Genomic DNA, 18302 nt, shown 5'->3' on the forward strand with positions numbered 1-18302 from the left:
GATGACACCGACATTTATTTGGGATTTGGACGGAACGCTCTTGGATTCTTATGAGGCGATTTTGGCTGGCATACAGGAAACCTACGAGCAGTTTGGTCTTCCTTTTGACCGTGAAGAAGTAAGGAATTTCATTCTTCGCTATTCTGTCAAGGATTTGCTAGTGCGTGATGCGGACAAGTACGGTCTGGATAGCGATGAGCTCAATCGTGTGCGTGCGACTTCCTTGAAGGAGAAAAATACGCAGATTCCCTTGATGGCTGGTGCGCGTGAAATTCTGGACTGGACAGCAGAGAAAGGAATTCAAAATTTCGTTTATACACACAAGAGTGACAATGCTTTTCAAGTTTTGGAGGATTTGGGTGTCCGTCACCATTTCACAGAAATCTTGACCAGCGATTCTGGTTTTGCCCGCAAACCAAGTCCAGAAGCTCTGCTATTTCTCATCGAAAAATACGGACTGGATAAGGAAAAGACCTACTATATCGGTGATCGTTTGCTCGATGTAGAAACAGCTATCAACGCAGGGATTCATAGTATCAACCTGCAAATTGATGGTGTGGAGCAGAATCAAAACATCAAAGCTTTGTTAGAAATCAAAGAATTATTTGAGGATTAAGGAAATCTTAAGCTAATCGGGCTATACTATCCTTATCCTAAAACTTTTCTTTTTCATATAATCTCCTTGAAAGCCCAGTCACCGTGCTGGGTTTTCTGTTATAATGGATCTATGAAAGAACGAGATGTTGAAAAGGCCTTGTTGGCAGACCAGGACATGAAAATCATTCTGGGGATTATTGCTTCTTTGAGACTGAAAGATGCCTGGCTCTGTGCGGGGACCATACGAAATTTTTTGTGGAATGGCGGAGCTTTTGATCCAGAAACGGATGTGGATGTGATTTTCCATGATGTGACGGTTTCCTATGAAGAAACGCTGGCGATTGAGAAGAACTTGCGTCAGACGTTTCCGAACTATCAGTGGGAAGTCAAAAATCAAGTCTATATGCACTAGCATAACCCAGAAACTAAACCCTATCTCTCCTACAAGGATGCTATGAGCAAATATCCCGAGCGGTGTACGGCAATCGGCGCTCGTCTCTTAGAGGACGGACGAGTAGAAATATTTTGTCCCTATGGTCTAGAAGATATTTTCTATTATCGTGTCCGACCGACACCGTATTTTCAAGAACATCCGAAACGTATGCAACTTTATCGGAATCGGCTTGTCAAAAAGAATTGGAAGAGTAAGTGGCCGCAACTTAATATGATCGAGTTGGAAGAAAAAAGAATTTAGATTTCGTTAAGAAAGATGTACTATACTATTGTCAAGCTAGAATTAGTACACTTTTACTGAAATAGTTTCAGTATCTTCACCTGTAAGAGCTAAAGCTCAGACGGCTGGCCTATCTTTTTCATATAATCTCCTTGAAAACAGTTGGCAGTTGCCGGCTGTTTTCTGTTTGTTTTCTTCTATTATAATTAATCAAAAAGATAAGAAGTTGGCTCGGTTGAGATACCAGAAAAAAGTTTTTAAGATTTTTTAAAAAAGAAAGCATAATCTCTTGCATTGGTTAATAGAATCTGGTAGAATGTTCTAGTGCCGTAAAAATTACGGCTGTAGCTTTGATGCAAGAGGTTGCGACACGCTCGGTTGCATTGCCACGCGACCCGTGTTGGTTTTCTTGTGGAGCTAGCCTATTATCTTAAATAGACGAAAAGGAGACAAAGATGGCAAACAAAAAAATCCGCATCCGCTTGAAAGCGTACGAACACCGTACACTTGATACAGCTGCTGCAAAAATCGTTGAAACTGCAACTCGTACAGGTGCACAAGTAGCAGGTCCAGTTCCGCTTCCAACAGAACGTAGCCTCTACACAATCATCCGTGCGACTCACAAGTACAAAGATTCTCGTGAGCAGTTCGAAATGCGTACACACAAACGTTTGATCGATATCGTTAACCCAACTCAAAAAACAGTTGATGCCTTGATGAAATTGGATCTTCCAAGTGGTGTGAACGTAGAAATCAAATTGTAATCAAGTAACAAGGTAGACAAGCAAGTGTTCATAATTGAACACGGGCTAAACTCCGTGTGAAAAAGATAAACTTTCCTAGAAACAGAGGTTTCTTCGTCAAGTTTCCTATTTTCACTTTGAGTTTGACGCCCTGTGTATCTTGATTTGAGCATGAAAAACGCTCGTTAAAAACTTTTTAATACAAAATAAGAAAAGGAATATTTTTCTCATGACAAAAGGAATCTTAGGGAAAAAAGTGGGAATGACTCAAATCTTCACTGAATCTGGTGAATTTATCCCTGTTACTGTCATCGAAGCAACTCCAAACGTTGTTCTTCAAGTGAAAACAGTTGAAACTGACGGTTATGCGGCAGTTCAAGTTGGTTTTGATGACAAACGTGAAGTATTGAGCAACAAACCTGCCAAAGGCCATGTAGCTAAAGCTAACACAGCTCCTAAGCGCTTCATTCGTGAATTCAAAAACATTGAAGGCTTGGAAGTTGGACAAGAAATTACAGTTGAAACTTTCGCAGCTGGTGATGTTGTTGATGTAACTGGTACATCTAAAGGTAAAGGTTTCCAAGGTGTTATCAAACGCCATGGTCAATCACGTGGTCCTATGGCTCACGGTTCTCGTTACCACCGTCGTCCAGGTTCTATGGGTCCTGTTGCACCTAACCGTGTATTCAAAGGTAAAAACCTTGCAGGTCGCATGGGCGGCAACCGTGTAACAATTCAAAACCTTGAAGTGGTACAAGTTGTTCCAGAAAAGAACGTTATCCTTATCAAAGGTAACGTACCAGGTGCTAAGAAATCTCTTATCACTATCAAGTCAGCAGTTAAAGCTGGTAAATAATAAGGAAAGGGGAAATCAGTCGAAATGGCAAACGTAACATTATTTGACCAAACTGGTAAACAAGCTGGTGAAGTAGTTCTTAACGATGCGATCTTTGGTATCGAGCCAAACCAAGCAGTTGTGTTTGATGTAATCATCAGCCAACGTGCTAGCCTTCGTCAAGGTACTCACGCAGTTAAAAACCGTTCAGCAGTCTCAGGTGGCGGACGCAAACCATGGCGTCAAAAAGGAACTGGACGTGCTCGTCAAGGTTCTATCCGTTCACCACAATGGCGTGGCGGTGGCGTAGTCTTCGGACCAACTCCACGTTCATACGCGTACAAACTTCCACAAAAAGTTCGTCGCTTGGCGCTTAAATCTGTTTATTCAGAAAAAGTTGCTGAAAACAAATTTGTAGCTGTTAACTCACTTGAATTCACAGCTCCAAAAACTGCTGAATTTGCAAAAGTGCTTGCAGCATTGAGCATTGATTCTAAAGTCCTTGTTATTCTTGAAGAAGGCAACGAATTCGCAGCTCTTTCTGCTCGTAACATCCCAGGAGTTAAAGTTGCAACTGCAACAACTGCAAGCGTACTTGACATCGCAAATGCAGACAAACTTCTTGTAACTCAAGCAGCTATCTCTAAAATTGAGGAGGTTCTTGCATAATGAATTTGTATGATGTTATCAAAAAACCTGTCATCACAGAAAGCTCAATGGGCCAACTCGAAGCAGGCAAGTATGTATTTGAAGTTGACACTCGTGCGCACAAACTCTTGATCAAGCAAGCTGTTGAAGCTGCATTCGAGGGTGTTAAAGTTGCAAATGTTAACACAATCAACGTGAAACCTAAAACAAAACGCGTAGGTCGTTATGTAGGTCGCACAAACAAAGTGAAAAAAGCAATCATCACATTGGCTGCTGATTCAAAAGCGATCGAATTGTTCGCTACAGCTGACGCTGAATAATCAAAGGAGGAATTAACGTGGGTATTAAAGTTTATAAACCAACGACAAATGGCCGTCGTAACATGACTTCTTTGGACTTCGCTGAAATCACAACAAGTACTCCAGAAAAAAGCTTGCTTGTTGCTTTGAAGAGCAAAGCTGGTCGTAACAACAACGGTCGCATCACTGTTCGTCACCAAGGTGGCGGTCACAAACGTTTCTACCGTTTGGTAGACTTCAAACGTAACAAAGATGGCGTTGAAGCAATCGTTAAAACTATCGAGTACGATCCAAACCGTTCAGCAAACATCGCTCTTGTACACTACACAGACGGTGTTAAAGCTTACATCATTGCTCCTAAAGGTCTTGAAGTTGGTCAACGCATCGTTTCAGGCCCAGAAGCAGATATCAAAGTTGGTAACGCACTTCCACTTGCAAACATCCCAGTCGGTACTGTTGTTCACAACATTGAGTTGAAACCAGGTCGCGGTGGTGAGTTGGTTCGTGCTGCTGGTGCATCTGCACAGGTTCTTGGTCAAGAAGGTAAATACGTTCTTGTTCGCCTTCAATCAGGTGAAGTTCGTATGATTCTTGGTACTTGCCGTGCTACTGTTGGTACTGTAGGTAACGAACAACATGGCCTTGTTAACCTTGGTAAAGCAGGTCGTAGCCGTTGGAAAGGTATCCGTCCAACAGTTCGCGGTTCTGTAATGAACCCTAACGATCACCCACACGGTGGTGGTGAAGGTAAAGCACCAGTTGGTCGTAAAGCACCATCTACACCATGGGGTAAACCAGCTCTTGGTTTGAAAACTCGTAACAAGAAAGCTAAATCTGACAAACTTATCGTTCGTCGTCGCAACCAAAAATAATCTATTCTTAGTTGCTTAGCATTCTATATCATCCGCCAACTCGGTAGCCCGCTAAGCGGGCAAGCCGCTGTGGTACATATTTTAAAGGAGAAAACACTAAAATGGGACGTAGTCTTAAAAAAGGACCTTTCGTCGATGAGCATTTGATGAAAAAAGTTGAAGCTCAAGCAAACGACGAAAAGAAAAAAGTAATTAAAACTTGGTCACGTCGTTCAACGATCTTCCCAAGTTTCATCGGTTATACAATCGCAGTTTACGATGGACGTAAACACGTACCTGTATACATTCAAGAAGACATGGTAGGTCACAAACTTGGTGAATTTGCACCAACTCGTACTTACAAAGGTCATGCTGCTGACGACAAGAAAACTCGTCGTAAATAATTTAGGAGGAAAACACAATGGCAGAAATTACTTCAGCTAAAGCAACTGCTCGCACAGTACGTGTTTCACCTCGTAAATCACGTCTTGTCTTGGATAACATCCGTGGCAAAAGCGTAGCAGACGCAATCGCAATCTTGAAATTCACACCAAACAAAGCTGCAGGCATTATCGAGGGAGTTTTGAACTCAGCAATCGCTAACGCTGAAAACAACTTTGGTTTGGAAAAAGCTAACTTGGTAGTCAGCGAAGCATTCGCAAACGAAGGACCAACGTTGAAACGTTTCCGTCCACGTGCGAAAGGTTCTGCTTCACCAATCAACAAACGCACAGCTCACATCACTGTAGTTGTGGCAGAGAAATAAGGAGGTAAAAACGTGGGTCAAAAAGTACATCCAATTGGTATGCGTGTTGGCATCATCCGTGATTGGGATGCTAAATGGTATGCTGAAAAAGAATACGCGGATTACCTTCATGAAGATCTTGCAATCCGCAACTTTATCAAAAAAGAATTGGCTGATGCATCAACATCAACAATCGAAATCGAACGTGCTGTAAATAAAGTAATCGTTTCTATCCACACTGCTAAGCCAGGTATGGTTATCGGTAAAGCTGGTAGCAACGTTGATGCACTTCGTGCTCAATTGAACAAATTGACTGGTAAACAAGTACACATCAATATCATCGAAATCAAACAACCTGATTTGGATGCACACCTTGTTGGTGAGTCAATCGCTCGTCAATTGGAGCAACGTGTGGCATTCCGCCGTGCTCAAAAACAAGCTATCCAACGTGCAATGCGCGCTGGTGCAAAAGGTATCAAAACACAAGTTTCTGGTCGTTTGAACGGTGCTGATATTGCCCGTGCAGAAGGCTACTCAGAAGGAACTGTTCCTCTTCATACACTTCGTGCGGATATCGACTACGCTTGGGAAGAAGCTTTGACAACTTACGGTAAACTTGGTATCAAAGTATGGATCTACCGTGGTGAAGTTCTTCCAGCTCGTAAAAACACTAAAGGAGGTAAATAACAAATGTTAGTACCTAAACGTGTAAAACACCGTCGTGAATTCCGTGGAAAAATGCGCGGTGAAGCTAAAGGTGGAAAACAAGTAGACTTTGGTCAATACGGTCTTCAAGCAACTACTAGCTCATGGATTACAAACCGCCAAATCGAAGCTGCCCGTATCGCTATGACGCGTTACATGAAACGTGGTGGTAAAGTTTGGATTAAAATCTTCCCACACAAATCATACACTGCTAAAGCTATCGGTGTACGTATGGGTTCTGGTAAAGGTGCTCCTGAAGGTTGGGTAGCTCCAGTTAAACGCGGTAAGGTTATGTTTGAAGTAGCTGGCGTTTCTGAAGAAATTGCACGCGAAGCATTCCGCCTTGCTGGTCACAAATTGCCAGTTAAAGTTAAATTCGTAAAACGTGAAGCAGAATAAGGAGAAGACATGAAACTTCAAGAAATTAAAGATTTTGTAAAAGAACTTCGTGGCCTTTCTCAAGAAGAACTTGCTAAGAAAGAAAACGAATTGAAGAAAGAACTCTTCGAACTTCGTTTCCAAGCTGCTGCTGGTCAACTTGAGCAAACTGCTCGTTTGAACGAAGTGAAGAAACAAATTGCACGTATCAAGACTGTGCAATCTGAAACTAAATAATAGATTGGGAAAGGAGAATTTCAATGGAACGCAATAATCGTAAAGTTCTTGTTGGACGCGTAGTATCTGACAAAATGGACAAAACAATCACAGTTGTAGTTGAAACTAAACGTAACCACCCAGTCTATGGTAAACGTATTAACTACTCTAAAAAGTACAAAGCTCATGATGAAAACAATGTTGCTAAAGAAGGCGATATCGTTCGTATCATGGAAACTCGCCCACTTTCAGCTACAAAACGTTTCCGTCTTGTAGAAGTTGTGGAAGAGGCAGTTATCATTTAATCAACCTGAAAGGAGAAAATTGACATGATTCAAACAGAAACTCGTTTGAAAGTTGCTGACAACAGTGGCGCACGTGAAATCTTGACAATCAAAGTTCTTGGTGGTTCAGGACGTAAATTCGCGAACATCGGCGACATCATCGTTGCTTCAGTAAAACAAGCTACTCCTGGTGGTGCGGTTAAAAAAGGTGACGTTGTTAAAGCCGTTATCGTTCGTACTAAGACAGGTGCTCGTCGTGCTGATGGTTCATACATCAAATTCGATGAGAATGCTGCAGTTATCATCCGTGAAGACAAAAACCCTCGCGGAACTCGTATCTTTGGCCCAGTGGCACGCGAATTGCGTGATGGCGGTTTTATGAAAATCGTTTCATTGGCACCAGAAGTACTTTAATTTAAAATCTAACAAACTAAGTCCCCTGGTTACATTACTAACCAGGGTGCCCATTAGGGCGTAAGAAATCATAGGAGAAATCAAATGTTTGTAAAAAAAGGCGATAAAGTTCGCGTAATCGCTGGTAAAGACAAAGGCGTTGAAGCTCTTGTTGTAACAGCACTTCCAAAAGTAAACAAAGTTATTGTTGAAGGTGTTAACATCGTTAAGAAACACCAAAAACCAAACAGCGAAAACCCTCAAGGCGCTATCGTTGAAAAAGAAGCTCCAATCCATGTGTCAAACGTTCAAGTTCTTGACAAAAATGGTGTTGCAGGACGCGTTGGTTACAAGTTTGTAGACGGCAAAAAAGTTCGCTACAACAAAAAATCAGGCGAAGTGCTTGATTAATCACGAAGGAAAGGAGAAGTATAATGGCAAATCGTTTAAAAGAAAAATATCTTAATGAAGTAGTTCCTGCTTTGACTGAACAATTTAACTATTCTTCAGTTATGGCTGTGCCAAAAGTTGATAAGATCGTTTTGAACATGGGTGTTGGTGACGCTGTTTCTAACGCTAAAAACCTTGAGAAAGCTGCTCAAGAATTGGCTTTGATTTCAGGTCAAAAACCACTTATCACTAAAGCTAAGAAATCAATCGCCGGCTTCCGTCTTCGTGAGGGTGTTGCGATCGGTGCGAAAGTAACTCTTCGTGGCGAACGTATGTATGAGTTCTTGGACAAATTGGTTACAGTTTCACTTCCACGTGTACGTGACTTCCACGGTGTACCAACTAAGTCATTCGACGGACGTGGTAACTACACACTTGGTGTGAAAGAGCAATTGATCTTCCCAGAAATCAACTTCGACGATGTTGATAAAACTCGCGGTATGGATATCGTTATCGTTACAACTGCTAACACTGACGAAGAATCACGTGCATTGCTTACTGGCCTTGGTATGCCGTTTGCAAAATAAGAGGGAGAGAATAAATGGCTAAAAAATCAATGATCGCTAAGAACAAACGCCCAGCTAAGTTCTCTACACAAGCTTACACACGCTGTGAAAAATGTGGACGTCCACACTCAGTTTACCGCAAATTCAAATTGTGCCGTGTATGCTTCCGCGACTTGGCTTACCTTGGACAAATTCCTGGCGTAACAAAAGCTTCTTGGTAAGATAAGATGTGAGAGCGTTTAGCAACCAACGCGAAGATAGGAGATTTGACGATGAAGTTTACTTCTAGGAAAATCTATCTTCTTTGCTAAGGTTGTAGCTCGAACTCAATTGTATAAATAAACCCGATACAAAGTTTGCTTGTCAATTTGAACACGGGCGAAAGCCTGTGTGAAAAAGACAAACTTTCCTAGAAACGAGGTTTCTTCGTCAAGTTTTCTATTTTCACTTTGGCTTTTAGCGCCCTTTGTATCATGAATTAACTAGCAAGTGATCCAATCAAACTGCTAGTAAGAGGAGAAACAACAAATGGTTATGACTGACCCAATTGCAGATTTTTTGACACGTATTCGTAACGCTAACCAAGCAAAACACGAAGTGCTTGAAGTACCTGCATCAAACATCAAAAAAGGTATTGCTACAATCCTTAAAAACGAAGGTTTTGTGAAAAACGTTGAATTCATCGAAGATGACAAACAAGGCATCATCCGTGTATTCTTGAAATACGGACCAAACGGTGAAAAAGTTATCACTAACTTGAAACGCGTTTCAAAACCAGGTCTTCGTGTTTACTCAAAACGTGAAGATATTCCAAAAGTTCTTAGCGGACTTGGTATCGCAATCATCTCAACATCAGAAGGTCTTTTGACTGACAAACAAGCTCGTCAAAAGAACGTTGGTGGTGAGGTTATCGCATACGTTTGGTAATTGGATGATACCAAGAGCGTAGTGACCCAAGTGAAAATAGGAAATCAAACGAAGAATACTTGTATTCAAGTTTGATTTATCTTTTTCACACAGGTCACAGCTCGGGTTCAAATCTAATAATCTGATTTAAAGGTATCATAAAACCAAACTAGAACAAGATTCACTAATTGAACATGCCTACAACTCTTTGAAAAAAGATAAACTCTCCTTAGATGCTCAAGCATCAGCAGTCGAGTTTCCTATTTTTCTTCGAGTTGCTTAACGGCTTTGTATCTTGTTCACCCCGTGAAAACTAGTCGCTAGACGGCTTGATAATTTAACAGGAGAATTTAGAAATATGTCACGTATTGGTAATAAAGTAATTACATTGCCTGCTGGTGTTGAGCTTGCTCAAAACAACGGCGTGGTAACTGTAAAAGGACCTAAAGGGGAATTGACTCGTGAATTCCCAACTGCTATTGAAATCCGTGTGGAAGGTACAGAAGTTACTCTTCACCGTCCAAACGATTCAAAAGAAATGAAGACTATTCACGGTACTAGCCGTGCTAACCTCAACAACATGGTTGTTGGTGTTTCTGAAGGCTTCAAAAAAGAACTTGAAATGCGTGGTGTCGGTTACCGTGCTCAATTGGCTGGTAACAAATTGACACTTGCTGTTGGTAAATCACATCCAGATGAAGTGGTTGCACCAGAAGGTATTACATTTGAAGTTCCAACACCAACACAAATCGTCGTGTCTGGTATCAACAAAGAAGTTGTTGGTCAAACAGCAGCTTACATCCGTAGCCTTCGCGCTCCTGAGCCATACAAAGGTAAAGGTATCCGCTACGTTGGTGAATTCGTTCGCCGTAAAGAAGGTAAAACAGGTAAATAATAGCTTGCTGAGGTGGCTTAGCCACCTGGCTGACTATTTCTCAAATTGTTTCGTAAGAAACAGAATCATACATTAAGAGGTGAATATTGTGATTTCAAAACCAGATAAAAACAAAATCCGCCAAAAACGCCACCGTCGCGTTCGCGGTAAAATCTCTGGAACTGCTGCTCGCCCACGTTTGAACATTTTCCGTTCTAATACAGGCATCTACGCTCAAGTGATTGATGACGTAGCGGGTGTAACGCTCGCAAGCGCTTCTACTCTTGATAAAGAAGTTTCAAAAGGTACTAAGACAGAACAAGCTGTTGTTGTAGGTAAACTCGTTGCTGAACGCGCGGTAGCTAAAGGTATTTCTGAAGTGGTCTTTGACCGCGGTGGATATCTCTATCACGGACGTGTGAAAGCTTTGGCTGAATCAGCTCGTGAAAACGGATTGAAATTCTAATAGGGAGGACACTAAGAAATGGCATTCAAAGATAACGCAGTTGAAATTGAAGAACGCGTAGTAGCCATCAACCGTGTTACAAAAGTTGTTAAAGGTGGACGTCGTCTTCGTTTTGCAGCTCTTGTGGTTGTTGGTGACCGTAACGGTCGCGTAGGTTTCGGTACTGGTAAAGCTCAAGAAGTACCAGAAGCTATCCGTAAAGCAGTTGAATCTGCTAAGAAAAACATGATTGAAGTACCAATGGTTGGTACAACAATTCCTCACGAAGTTCGCTCAGAATTTGGCGGTGCTCGTGTATTGTTGAAACCTGCTTCAGAAGGTTCTGGGGTTGCTGCCGGTGGTGCAACTCGTGCCGTAATCGAATTGGCAGGTATCGCAGATGTGACTTCTAAGTCACTTGGTTCAAACACACCAATCAACATCGTTCGCGCAACAGTTGAAGGTTTGAAACAATTGAAACGTGCTGAAGAAGTGGCTGCACTTCGTGGCATTTCAGTTTCTGATTTAGCATAAGAAAGGAGATACTCATGGCTCAAATTAAAATCACTTTGACTAAGTCTCCAATCGGTCGCAAACCAGAACAACGTAAAACAGTTGTTGCACTTGGACTTGGTAAATTGAACAGCTCAGTTGTTAAGGAAGATAACCCAGCTATCCTTGGTATGGTGAACGCTATCTCTCACTTGGTAACTGTCGAAGAAGTAAACTAAGTCATTGCACTTGGTTTTGCCAAACCTAGTTTGTGCAACTTCTAAATAATTAAACAATTGACGAAGTCGCATAGAGAAATCTTTGCGACTTACTGTCAGTATAGTGGCGAGTTTGTGGAAGAAGACTCTTTGGTCTCCACAGGCGCTAGCATTGAAAAAAGAGGAGAAAAAATAATGAAACTTCATGAATTGCAACCTGCAACAGGTTCTCGTAAAGTCCGCAACCGTGTAGGTCGTGGTACATCATCAAGTAACGGTAAAACTTCTGGCCGTGGTCAAAAAGGTCAAAAAGCTCGTAGCGGTGGCGGTGTTCGCCCAGGTTTTGAAGGTGGACAAACTCCATTGTTCCGTCGTCTTCCAAAACGTGGTTTCACAAACATCAACGCTAAAGAGTACGCAATCGTTAACCTTGATCAATTGAACGCTTTTGAAGATGGTGCAGAAGTAACACCAGTTGTGCTTATCGAAGCTGGAATCGTTAAAGCTGAAAAATCAGGAATTAAGATTCTTGGTAACGGCGAATTGACGAAGAAATTGACAGTTAAAGCTGCTAAATTCTCTAAATCAGCTGAAGAAGCAATCACTTCTAAAGGTGGCTCAGTAGAAGTCATCTAAGAGGTGACAGCCTATGTTTTTTAAACTTTTAAAAGATGCCTTAAAGGTCAAAAACGTACGTAAAAAGATTCTTTTTACCTTGTTTATCCTTTTTGTCTTCCGAATCGGGACTCACATTACTGTTCCAGGTGTAAATGCAAAAAGCCTAGAGGCCCTCTCAAATGTACCATTTTTGAACATGTTGAGTTTGGTCTCTGGTAACGCCATGCGTAACTTTTCTGTATTTGCACTTGGAGTGAGTCCATACATTACCGCATCCATCATTGTTCAGCTCCTACAAATGGATATTCTTCCAAAATTTGTAGAATGGGGCAGACAAGGAGAGGTCGGTCGGCGAAAACTAAATCAAGCTACTCGATACATTTCAGTTGTTTTGGCCTTTGTTCAATCAATCGGTATTACTGCCAGCTTTAATGCCCTCTCAGGTGCTAAGTTGACATCCATGCCTTTGGATTGGAAAACCTATCTCATTATCGGATCTATTCTGACAACAGGATCGGTTATCGTTTCCTGGTTGGGTGAGTTGATTTCTGATAAGGGCTATGGAAATGGTACATCAATGATAATCTTTGCAGGTATCATTTCATCATTGCCAGGAACCTTTTATGAAATCTATGAAGATCGCTTCATCAACATTGAATCTAGTCGTTTAGTAGAGTCTGCGATTTATGTAGCGATTTTGGTAGTTTTGATCTTAGTGGTAATCTACTTTACAACCTTTGTTCAACAAGCTGAATACAAAATTCCAATTCAGTACACCAAACGTGCCCAAGGTGCACCATCTAGTTCTTACTTGCCGTTGAAGCTGAATCCAGCTGGTGTTATCCCTGTTATCTTTGCAGGTTCCATCACTGCGATTCCAACTTCAATCATCCAATTCTTAGCAAGTCAAAACCGTAGTATTGGTTGGTTATTGAATATTCAGGAATACTTTGATTATTCAACCGTTAAAGGTATGGTTGTTTATGCCCTGCTCATCATTTTGTTTACTTTCTTCTATACTTTTGTTCAGGTTAACCCTGAGAAAACTGCTGAAAGTTTGCAAAAGAGTGCTGCATACATCCACGGTGTTCGTCCAGGAAATGGAACAGAGAAATATCTTTCAACCCTCTTGAAACGATTGGCAGCGATCGGCTCACTCTTCTTGAGCTTCATTGCCCTTCTTCCAATCTTGGCTCAAAATCTATTTGGATTATCTTCAAACATCGCTTTCCTTGGTACCAGTCTGATCATCGTCATCATGACAAGTATCGAAGGTATCAAGCAATTGGAAGGCTACCTTCTTAAGAGAAAATATGTAGGTTTTATGGAAATTACAGACTAGTACGCTAGTCACTTCCCTTTTAGGGAATTTTGAAATAGGAGCTGAAGTGACGATTGTTAGTCGTCTAGCTCCTATTTTGTTTTTAGATAAGTTTGTCAATTGTGGCAAATTTATGTGAAAACAAAATAAGGAGTTTGTCATGAATCTTTTAATCATGGGCTTACCAGGTGCAGGCAAGGGCACTCAAGCCGCAAAGATTGTTGAAAAATTTAATGTTGCTCATATTTCCACTGGAGATATGTTCCGTGCAGCAATGGCCAATCAAACTGAAATGGGACTTTTGGCTAAGTCATACATCGACAAGGGCGATTTAGTACCAGATGAAGTGACCAACGGTATTGTTAAAGAACGTTTGCTACAAGATGACATCAAAGAAAAAGGTTTCTTGTTGGATGGTTATCCACGCACGATTGAGCAAGCACACGCCTTGGATGCAAGTTTGGCAGATTTGGGCATTGAATTGCAAGGGGTGATTAACATTGAAATCGACCCAGCAAAATTGGTGGAGCGTCTAAGCGGCCGTATCATTCATAAAGAAACGGGAGAAACCTTCCACAAAATCTTCAATCCACCAGTTGGTGATTATAAAGAAGAGGATTTCTACCAACGTGAAGATGATAAACCGGAATCTGTACAACGCCGTTTAGAAGTCAATATTGCACAAGGTCAGCCAATCATCGACCATTACCGAAACAAAGGTTTGGTTCATGATATCGAAGGCGATCAAGATATCGAAGTGGTTTTTGCTGCAATCGATACAGTTTTAACAAATTTGAAATAATTAAAGGGATTAGGCTTGCGTTTTGTTGACAAACATGATAAAATAGCCTAGTCTGACTTATAATTGTTACCTCTGTGTTCAGAGGGCATCAAATCGAAATTTAGAGAGGGGATACTTTTGCATGGCAAAAGAAGATGTGATTGAAATTGAAGGTAAAGTAGTCGATACTATGCCTAATGCTATGTTCACTGTTGAGTTGGAAAATGGACACCAAGTCCTTGCAACTGTTTCAGGAAAAATCCGTAAAAACTACATCCGTATTTTAGTCGGTGACCGTGTAACTGTTGAGCTTAGTCCTTACGACTTGACGCGTGGCCGTATCACATACCGCTTTAAATAGTCGAAATACTTGGAGGGATTAAACATGAAAGTAAGACCATCGGTCAAACCAATTTGCGAATACTGCAAAGTTATTCGTCGTAATGGTCGTGTTATGGTGATTTGCCCAGCAAACCCTAAACACAAGCAACGTCAAGGTTAAGAAATAGAAAGGAGAAAACATGGCTCGTATTGCTGGAGTTGACATTCCAAATGACAAACGTGTAGTTATTTCATTGACTTATGTTTACGGTATCGGTCTCGCAACTTCTAAGAAAATTCTTGCTGCTGCAGGTATTTCAGAAGATGTTCGCGTAAAAGACTTGACACCTGATCAAGAAGACGCTATCCGTCGTGAAGTTGATGCAATCAAAGTTGAAGGTGACCTCCGTCGTGAAGTTAACTTGAACATCAAACGTTTGATGGAAATCGGTTCATACCGTGGTATCCGTCACCGTCGTGGACTTCCTGTCCGTGGACAAAACACTAAAAACAATGCCCGCACTCGTAAAGGTAAAGCTGTTGCGATCGCAGGTAAGAAAAAATAAAATAGGAGGTAGAAAAATTGGCTAAACCAACACGTAAACGTCGTGTGAAAAAGAATATCGAATCTGGTATTGCTCATATTCACGCAACATTTAATAACACTATTGTTATGATTACTGATGTGCATGGTAACGCTCTTGCTTGGTCATCAGCTGGTGCTCTTGGTTTCAAAGGTTCTCGTAAATCTACACCATTTGCTGCTCAAATGGCTGCTGAAGCTGCTGCTAAATCTGCACAAGAACACGGTCTTAAAACAGTTGAAGTTACCGTTAAAGGCCCAGGTTCAGGTCGTGAGTCTGCTATCCGCGCTCTTGCTGCCGCTGGTCTTGAAGTAACAGCAATTCGTGATGTGACTCCTGTACCACACAATGGTGCTCGTCCTCCAAAACGTCGCCGTGTATAATCATACAAACCATACACAGCTTTTCGTTTAAGAGGGAGTAGGAAATGATTGAGTTTGAAAAACCAACTATAACAAAAATTGATGAAAATAAAGATTTTGGTAGATTTGTAATCGAACCACTTGAGCGTGGTTACGGCACAACTCTCGGAAATTCTCTTCGTCGTGTACTTTTGGCATCTCTTCCAGGTGCTGCTGTAACTTCAATTAAAATCGAGGGAGTATTGCACGAATTCGATACCGTTCCAGGTGTTCGTGAAGATGTTATGCAAATCATTCTTAACATCAAAGGGATTTCTGTAAAATCTTATGTCGAAGACGAAAAGACGATTGAACTTGATGTGGTGGGTCCAGCAGATGTAACTGCAGGCGATATTCTAACAGACAGTGATATTGAAATTGTAAACCCTGATCATCATCTCTTCACTATTGCTGAAGGCGCTAGCTTCAAAGCAGTTCTTAAAGTAAATTCAGGTCGAGGCTATGTTCCTGCTGAAGGAAACAAAAAAGATGATGCACCAGTAGGTACACTTGCTGTAGATTCGATCTATACGCCAGTGAAAAAAGTTAATTACCAAGTTGAACCAGCTCGTGTTGGTAGCAATGATGGTTTTGACAAACTAACACTTGAAATCATGACCAATGGTACAATTGTGCCAGAAGATGCCCTTGGCTTATCTGCTCGTATCTTGATGGAACATTTGGGTCTCTTTACAGACTTAACTGAGGTTGCAAAATCTGCAGAAGTGATGAAAGAAACTGAAGTGGCTTCCGATGATAAGATGTTAGACCGCACAATTGAAGAATTGGATCTCTCAGTACGTTCTTACAACTGTTTGAAACGTGCAGGAATCAATACTGTATTTGATTTGACAGAGAAATCTGAGCCAGAAATGATGAAAGTACGCAATCTTGGCCGTAAGAGTCTTGAAGAAGTCAAAGTTAAATTGGCTGATCTCGGTCTTGGATTGAAGAAAGATAAATAATATAGGAGGAAATCATGGCATACCGTAAACTAGGACGCACTAGCTCACAACGTAAAGCAATGTTGCGCGATTTGACGACAGACCTTTTGATCAACGAATCAATCGTTACAACTGAAGCTCGTGCTAAAGAAATCCGTAAAACAGTTGAAAAAATGATCACACTTGGTAAACGTGGCGATTTGCACGCTCGTCGTCAGGCAGCTGCATTTGTACGTAACGAAATCGCATCTGAAAACTATGATGAAGCTACTGATAAGTACACTTCTACTACAGCACTTCAAAAATTGTTCTCAGAAATCGCACCTCGTTATGCAGAACGCAACGGTGGATACACTCGTATTCTTAAAACTGAACCACGTCGTGGCGATGCAGCCCCAATGGCTATCATCGAATTAGTTTAATAATCATCAATTTTGTTGAGTGTTATGATGATGGAATAGTTGCTATTCTTAGTCTAGCTCTGGTCTACTGCTGGGCTTCTGCCCAGCGGTAACACTCATCAGAATAGACGTAACGCTTGTTTACGAAATCACTCTAAAATAGAATGATTTTGTAAGCAGGCGTTTTTAAGTAAGGAGAGGACCTTGTCTCTATCAAAACAATTATTATTTAAGCGTTACATTCAGCCGATTCCACAAGAAAAAGAACTATACATCGGAGTAGAACTAGAGTTTCCCATCGTTTCAAAAGCTGGTAGAGGAACTAAGAGCCAAGACATGGTTTCCTTACTGAGTGACTTGATGGCCCCCTTGCAAGCAATTGCAACTGCATGGGATGATGCAGGAAATATTATCGGAATTCAGACGCCAGCAAAAGACATGCTGGTTTTTGAAGTCACTTATACTACGCTTGAAATTGCTTTCGAAAAAGCAAGTAATCTTCACCAAATCGCAGATCGATTTCAAGACTATCTTCCGATTATTCAAGGTATTCTAAGTGAAAAGGGCTATGAACTACAAGGCAAGGGGCTTCATCCTTATTGGAAGGAGAATGATTACAGTCCAATACCGATAGGCCGCTACAAGCTTCTAATGGCTTATTTGGCCCTTGGAAAGTCTAGAAAGGATTGTCATGCCTTTCTAGACTATGCAGGCTTTATACATGGTAATCAAGTGCAATTTGATGTGGATCGAACATCCGTCCTGCCGGTATTGAATTTTTTTAACCTTTTGGAACCTGTTAAGGCCTATTTGTTTGCCAATTCAGGTCAAGATGAGATTGTTCAAGGACTGACGATTGCACGTGACTTCTTGTGGGAAAAATCGATGCACGGGGTCATTTCCAAAAATGTTGGGCCATTTGATTGGGGATTTGATCAGCTGGATGATTACCTCGATGTATTGGATCAGTCCGCCATGTTTTGCTGCAAACGAGACGGGGTCGATTACTACTTTCCTCCAATGACCGTCTCTGACTATTTTCAAGCAGAGAGCATCCAAGCTACAAATCTTTTGGGACAAACTAGGGCTCTTATTCCACAAAACGAAGACATCCAATATCATCGAGCCTATCATTATCAGCTGCTAACAACCCGTAGCACAGTCGAGCTAAGAAGTGTTTGCGCACAACCATTTGACCAGAGCTTTGTACCAACTGCCTTTCAATTAGGGCTGCTCTTTAATCGTACAAAGGCAGAAAAATTGATTTCCAACCATTTGCTGTACCGAGAGCAAAAATTTGATATCCCACAAATGCGTCATTTATTTTCTAAAAAGTATCTTGATTCAACCACAAAGTCTCAGATGCATCAGCTATCAAAAGAACTAGTGATCCTTGCAGAAGAAGGCTTACAAATGCGTGATTATGGGGAAGAAATTTATCTACAATCTCTAAAAGAAAAACTAGACCAGTAAAGGTTTAGTTTTTTTGGTATCTAAGAGTAATCGGACATTTATGTCCTGTTCAGGAGATGATATTGTTAGTAGAATGAAAACAAAAATAGGAAGAGGTAGACTATATGTTTTCATCAGAGTACAGAAAAGTTAAGGGAATAGTTGATAAAACCCGCAGAGAGTATTATTTAAAAGGCTGGGAAGTAAGCGATTGGCACCAA

General features: G+C 41.2%; 31 protein-coding genes and 1 pseudogene. All 32 read left to right on the forward strand.

Features of this window, described 5'->3' with window-relative positions; translation table 11 throughout:
- Nucleotide 1: 1 nt before the first annotated feature.
- The gene (locus JNG37_RS09130) at nucleotides 2–616 is read left to right on the forward strand and encodes an HAD-IA family hydrolase (protein WP_202848321.1); all 615 of its coding nucleotides are present in this window, start codon (nucleotides 2–4) and stop codon (nucleotides 614–616) included.
- A gap of 111 nt (nucleotides 617–727) precedes the next feature.
- A pseudogene (locus JNG37_RS09135) lies at nucleotides 728–1291 on the forward strand (nucleotidyltransferase family protein).
- A gap of 434 nt (nucleotides 1292–1725) precedes the next feature.
- Nucleotides 1726–2034, forward strand: a complete 309-nt coding sequence (gene rpsJ / locus JNG37_RS09140; RefSeq protein WP_014735259.1) for a 30S ribosomal protein S10 — start codon at nucleotides 1726–1728, stop codon at nucleotides 2032–2034.
- A 208-nt stretch (nucleotides 2035–2242) separates the two neighbouring features.
- On the forward strand, nucleotides 2243–2869 hold the full coding sequence (rplC, locus tag JNG37_RS09145) for a 50S ribosomal protein L3 (RefSeq protein WP_011921686.1): 627 nt from the start codon (nucleotides 2243–2245) through the stop codon (nucleotides 2867–2869).
- 24 nt (nucleotides 2870–2893) lie between these two features.
- A complete protein-coding gene (rplD, locus tag JNG37_RS09150) occupies nucleotides 2894–3517 on the forward strand; it encodes a 50S ribosomal protein L4 (protein ID WP_004195490.1) in 624 nt (207 codons plus the stop codon).
- The gene (locus JNG37_RS09155; RefSeq protein ID WP_004195491.1) at nucleotides 3517–3816 is read left to right on the forward strand and encodes a 50S ribosomal protein L23; all 300 of its coding nucleotides are present in this window, start codon (nucleotides 3517–3519) and stop codon (nucleotides 3814–3816) included. Before rplD ends, JNG37_RS09155 begins: the two co-directional genes overlap by 1 nt.
- Before the next feature lie 17 nt (nucleotides 3817–3833).
- On the forward strand, nucleotides 3834–4667 hold the full coding sequence (gene rplB, locus JNG37_RS09160) for a 50S ribosomal protein L2 (protein WP_002936663.1): 834 nt from the start codon (nucleotides 3834–3836) through the stop codon (nucleotides 4665–4667).
- A 101-nt stretch (nucleotides 4668–4768) separates the two neighbouring features.
- A complete protein-coding gene (gene rpsS / locus JNG37_RS09165; protein WP_000533766.1) occupies nucleotides 4769–5050 on the forward strand; it encodes a 30S ribosomal protein S19 in 282 nt (93 codons plus the stop codon).
- A gap of 17 nt (nucleotides 5051–5067) precedes the next feature.
- Nucleotides 5068–5412, forward strand: coding sequence for a 50S ribosomal protein L22 (gene rplV, locus JNG37_RS09170; protein WP_002936662.1), 345 nt, complete (start codon nucleotides 5068–5070; stop codon nucleotides 5410–5412).
- 12 nt (nucleotides 5413–5424) lie between these two features.
- Nucleotides 5425–6078 carry a 30S ribosomal protein S3 gene (gene rpsC / locus JNG37_RS09175; RefSeq protein ID WP_044689746.1) on the forward strand — a complete coding sequence of 218 codons (654 nt, stop codon included), beginning with the start codon at nucleotides 5425–5427 and terminating at the stop codon, nucleotides 6076–6078.
- A gap of 3 nt (nucleotides 6079–6081) precedes the next feature.
- Nucleotides 6082–6495, forward strand: a complete 414-nt coding sequence (gene rplP / locus JNG37_RS09180) for a 50S ribosomal protein L16 (protein WP_002936660.1) — start codon at nucleotides 6082–6084, stop codon at nucleotides 6493–6495.
- Nucleotides 6496–6504: 9 nt separating this feature from the next.
- Nucleotides 6505–6711: a 50S ribosomal protein L29 gene (gene rpmC, locus JNG37_RS09185; protein ID WP_002936659.1), complete on the forward strand. Its 207-nt coding sequence runs from the start codon at nucleotides 6505–6507 to the stop codon at nucleotides 6709–6711.
- Nucleotides 6712–6734: 23 nt separating this feature from the next.
- Nucleotides 6735–6995: a 30S ribosomal protein S17 gene (gene rpsQ / locus JNG37_RS09190; RefSeq protein ID WP_000440801.1), complete on the forward strand. Its 261-nt coding sequence runs from the start codon at nucleotides 6735–6737 to the stop codon at nucleotides 6993–6995.
- A 24-nt stretch (nucleotides 6996–7019) separates the two neighbouring features.
- Nucleotides 7020–7388, forward strand: coding sequence for a 50S ribosomal protein L14 (rplN, locus tag JNG37_RS09195; protein ID WP_002936658.1), 369 nt, complete (start codon nucleotides 7020–7022; stop codon nucleotides 7386–7388).
- Between the two features lie 84 nt (nucleotides 7389–7472).
- Entirely contained in the window at nucleotides 7473–7778 is a 306-nt protein-coding gene (gene rplX / locus JNG37_RS09200) for a 50S ribosomal protein L24 (protein ID WP_014637292.1), read from the forward strand.
- A 23-nt stretch (nucleotides 7779–7801) separates the two neighbouring features.
- Nucleotides 7802–8344 (forward strand): 50S ribosomal protein L5, encoded by a 543-nt coding sequence (gene rplE / locus JNG37_RS09205; protein WP_002936653.1) that lies wholly within the window; start codon nucleotides 7802–7804, stop codon nucleotides 8342–8344.
- 14 nt (nucleotides 8345–8358) lie between these two features.
- Entirely contained in the window at nucleotides 8359–8544 is a 186-nt protein-coding gene (locus tag JNG37_RS09210; protein WP_002936651.1) for a type Z 30S ribosomal protein S14, read from the forward strand.
- 307 nt (nucleotides 8545–8851) lie between these two features.
- Complete coding sequence (rpsH, locus tag JNG37_RS09215; protein WP_202848322.1) at nucleotides 8852–9250, forward strand: 30S ribosomal protein S8; 399 nt, start codon at nucleotides 8852–8854, stop codon at nucleotides 9248–9250.
- A gap of 337 nt (nucleotides 9251–9587) precedes the next feature.
- On the forward strand, nucleotides 9588–10124 hold the full coding sequence (gene rplF, locus JNG37_RS09220) for a 50S ribosomal protein L6 (protein WP_002936644.1): 537 nt from the start codon (nucleotides 9588–9590) through the stop codon (nucleotides 10122–10124).
- An 88-nt stretch (nucleotides 10125–10212) separates the two neighbouring features.
- Nucleotides 10213–10569, forward strand: a complete 357-nt coding sequence (gene rplR / locus JNG37_RS09225) for a 50S ribosomal protein L18 (RefSeq protein WP_002936641.1) — start codon at nucleotides 10213–10215, stop codon at nucleotides 10567–10569.
- Between the two features lie 18 nt (nucleotides 10570–10587).
- Entirely contained in the window at nucleotides 10588–11082 is a 495-nt protein-coding gene (gene rpsE, locus JNG37_RS09230) for a 30S ribosomal protein S5 (protein WP_002936639.1), read from the forward strand.
- 14 nt (nucleotides 11083–11096) lie between these two features.
- On the forward strand, nucleotides 11097–11279 hold the full coding sequence (gene rpmD, locus JNG37_RS09235; protein ID WP_172043755.1) for a 50S ribosomal protein L30: 183 nt from the start codon (nucleotides 11097–11099) through the stop codon (nucleotides 11277–11279).
- 174 nt (nucleotides 11280–11453) lie between these two features.
- The gene (rplO, locus tag JNG37_RS09240) at nucleotides 11454–11894 is read left to right on the forward strand and encodes a 50S ribosomal protein L15 (RefSeq protein ID WP_202848323.1); all 441 of its coding nucleotides are present in this window, start codon (nucleotides 11454–11456) and stop codon (nucleotides 11892–11894) included.
- 13 nt (nucleotides 11895–11907) lie between these two features.
- The gene (secY, locus tag JNG37_RS09245; protein WP_172043754.1) at nucleotides 11908–13218 is read left to right on the forward strand and encodes a preprotein translocase subunit SecY; all 1311 of its coding nucleotides are present in this window, start codon (nucleotides 11908–11910) and stop codon (nucleotides 13216–13218) included.
- Between the two features lie 139 nt (nucleotides 13219–13357).
- Nucleotides 13358–13999, forward strand: a complete 642-nt coding sequence (locus JNG37_RS09250) for an adenylate kinase (protein ID WP_172043753.1) — start codon at nucleotides 13358–13360, stop codon at nucleotides 13997–13999.
- Between the two features lie 121 nt (nucleotides 14000–14120).
- On the forward strand, nucleotides 14121–14339 hold the full coding sequence (gene infA / locus JNG37_RS09255; RefSeq protein ID WP_002936627.1) for a translation initiation factor IF-1: 219 nt from the start codon (nucleotides 14121–14123) through the stop codon (nucleotides 14337–14339).
- 24 nt (nucleotides 14340–14363) lie between these two features.
- The gene (gene rpmJ, locus JNG37_RS09260) at nucleotides 14364–14480 is read left to right on the forward strand and encodes a 50S ribosomal protein L36 (RefSeq protein ID WP_001808836.1); all 117 of its coding nucleotides are present in this window, start codon (nucleotides 14364–14366) and stop codon (nucleotides 14478–14480) included.
- A gap of 19 nt (nucleotides 14481–14499) precedes the next feature.
- Nucleotides 14500–14865: a 30S ribosomal protein S13 gene (gene rpsM, locus JNG37_RS09265; RefSeq protein ID WP_099832346.1), complete on the forward strand. Its 366-nt coding sequence runs from the start codon at nucleotides 14500–14502 to the stop codon at nucleotides 14863–14865.
- Nucleotides 14866–14882: 17 nt separating this feature from the next.
- Complete coding sequence (gene rpsK / locus JNG37_RS09270; protein WP_003080097.1) at nucleotides 14883–15266, forward strand: 30S ribosomal protein S11; 384 nt, start codon at nucleotides 14883–14885, stop codon at nucleotides 15264–15266.
- Nucleotides 15267–15310: 44 nt separating this feature from the next.
- Nucleotides 15311–16249: a DNA-directed RNA polymerase subunit alpha gene (locus JNG37_RS09275; RefSeq protein ID WP_172043752.1), complete on the forward strand. Its 939-nt coding sequence runs from the start codon at nucleotides 15311–15313 to the stop codon at nucleotides 16247–16249.
- 14 nt (nucleotides 16250–16263) lie between these two features.
- Nucleotides 16264–16650 carry a 50S ribosomal protein L17 gene (gene rplQ / locus JNG37_RS09280; RefSeq protein ID WP_000331493.1) on the forward strand — a complete coding sequence of 129 codons (387 nt, stop codon included), beginning with the start codon at nucleotides 16264–16266 and terminating at the stop codon, nucleotides 16648–16650.
- Nucleotides 16651–16833: 183 nt separating this feature from the next.
- A complete protein-coding gene (locus JNG37_RS09285) occupies nucleotides 16834–18102 on the forward strand; it encodes a glutamate-cysteine ligase family protein (protein ID WP_202848324.1) in 1269 nt (422 codons plus the stop codon).
- Nucleotides 18103–18302 lie beyond the last annotated feature (200 nt).

Source organism: Streptococcus suis (genome assembly GCF_016775005.1).
Lineage (GTDB): Bacteria > Bacillota > Bacilli > Lactobacillales > Streptococcaceae > Streptococcus > Streptococcus suivaginalis.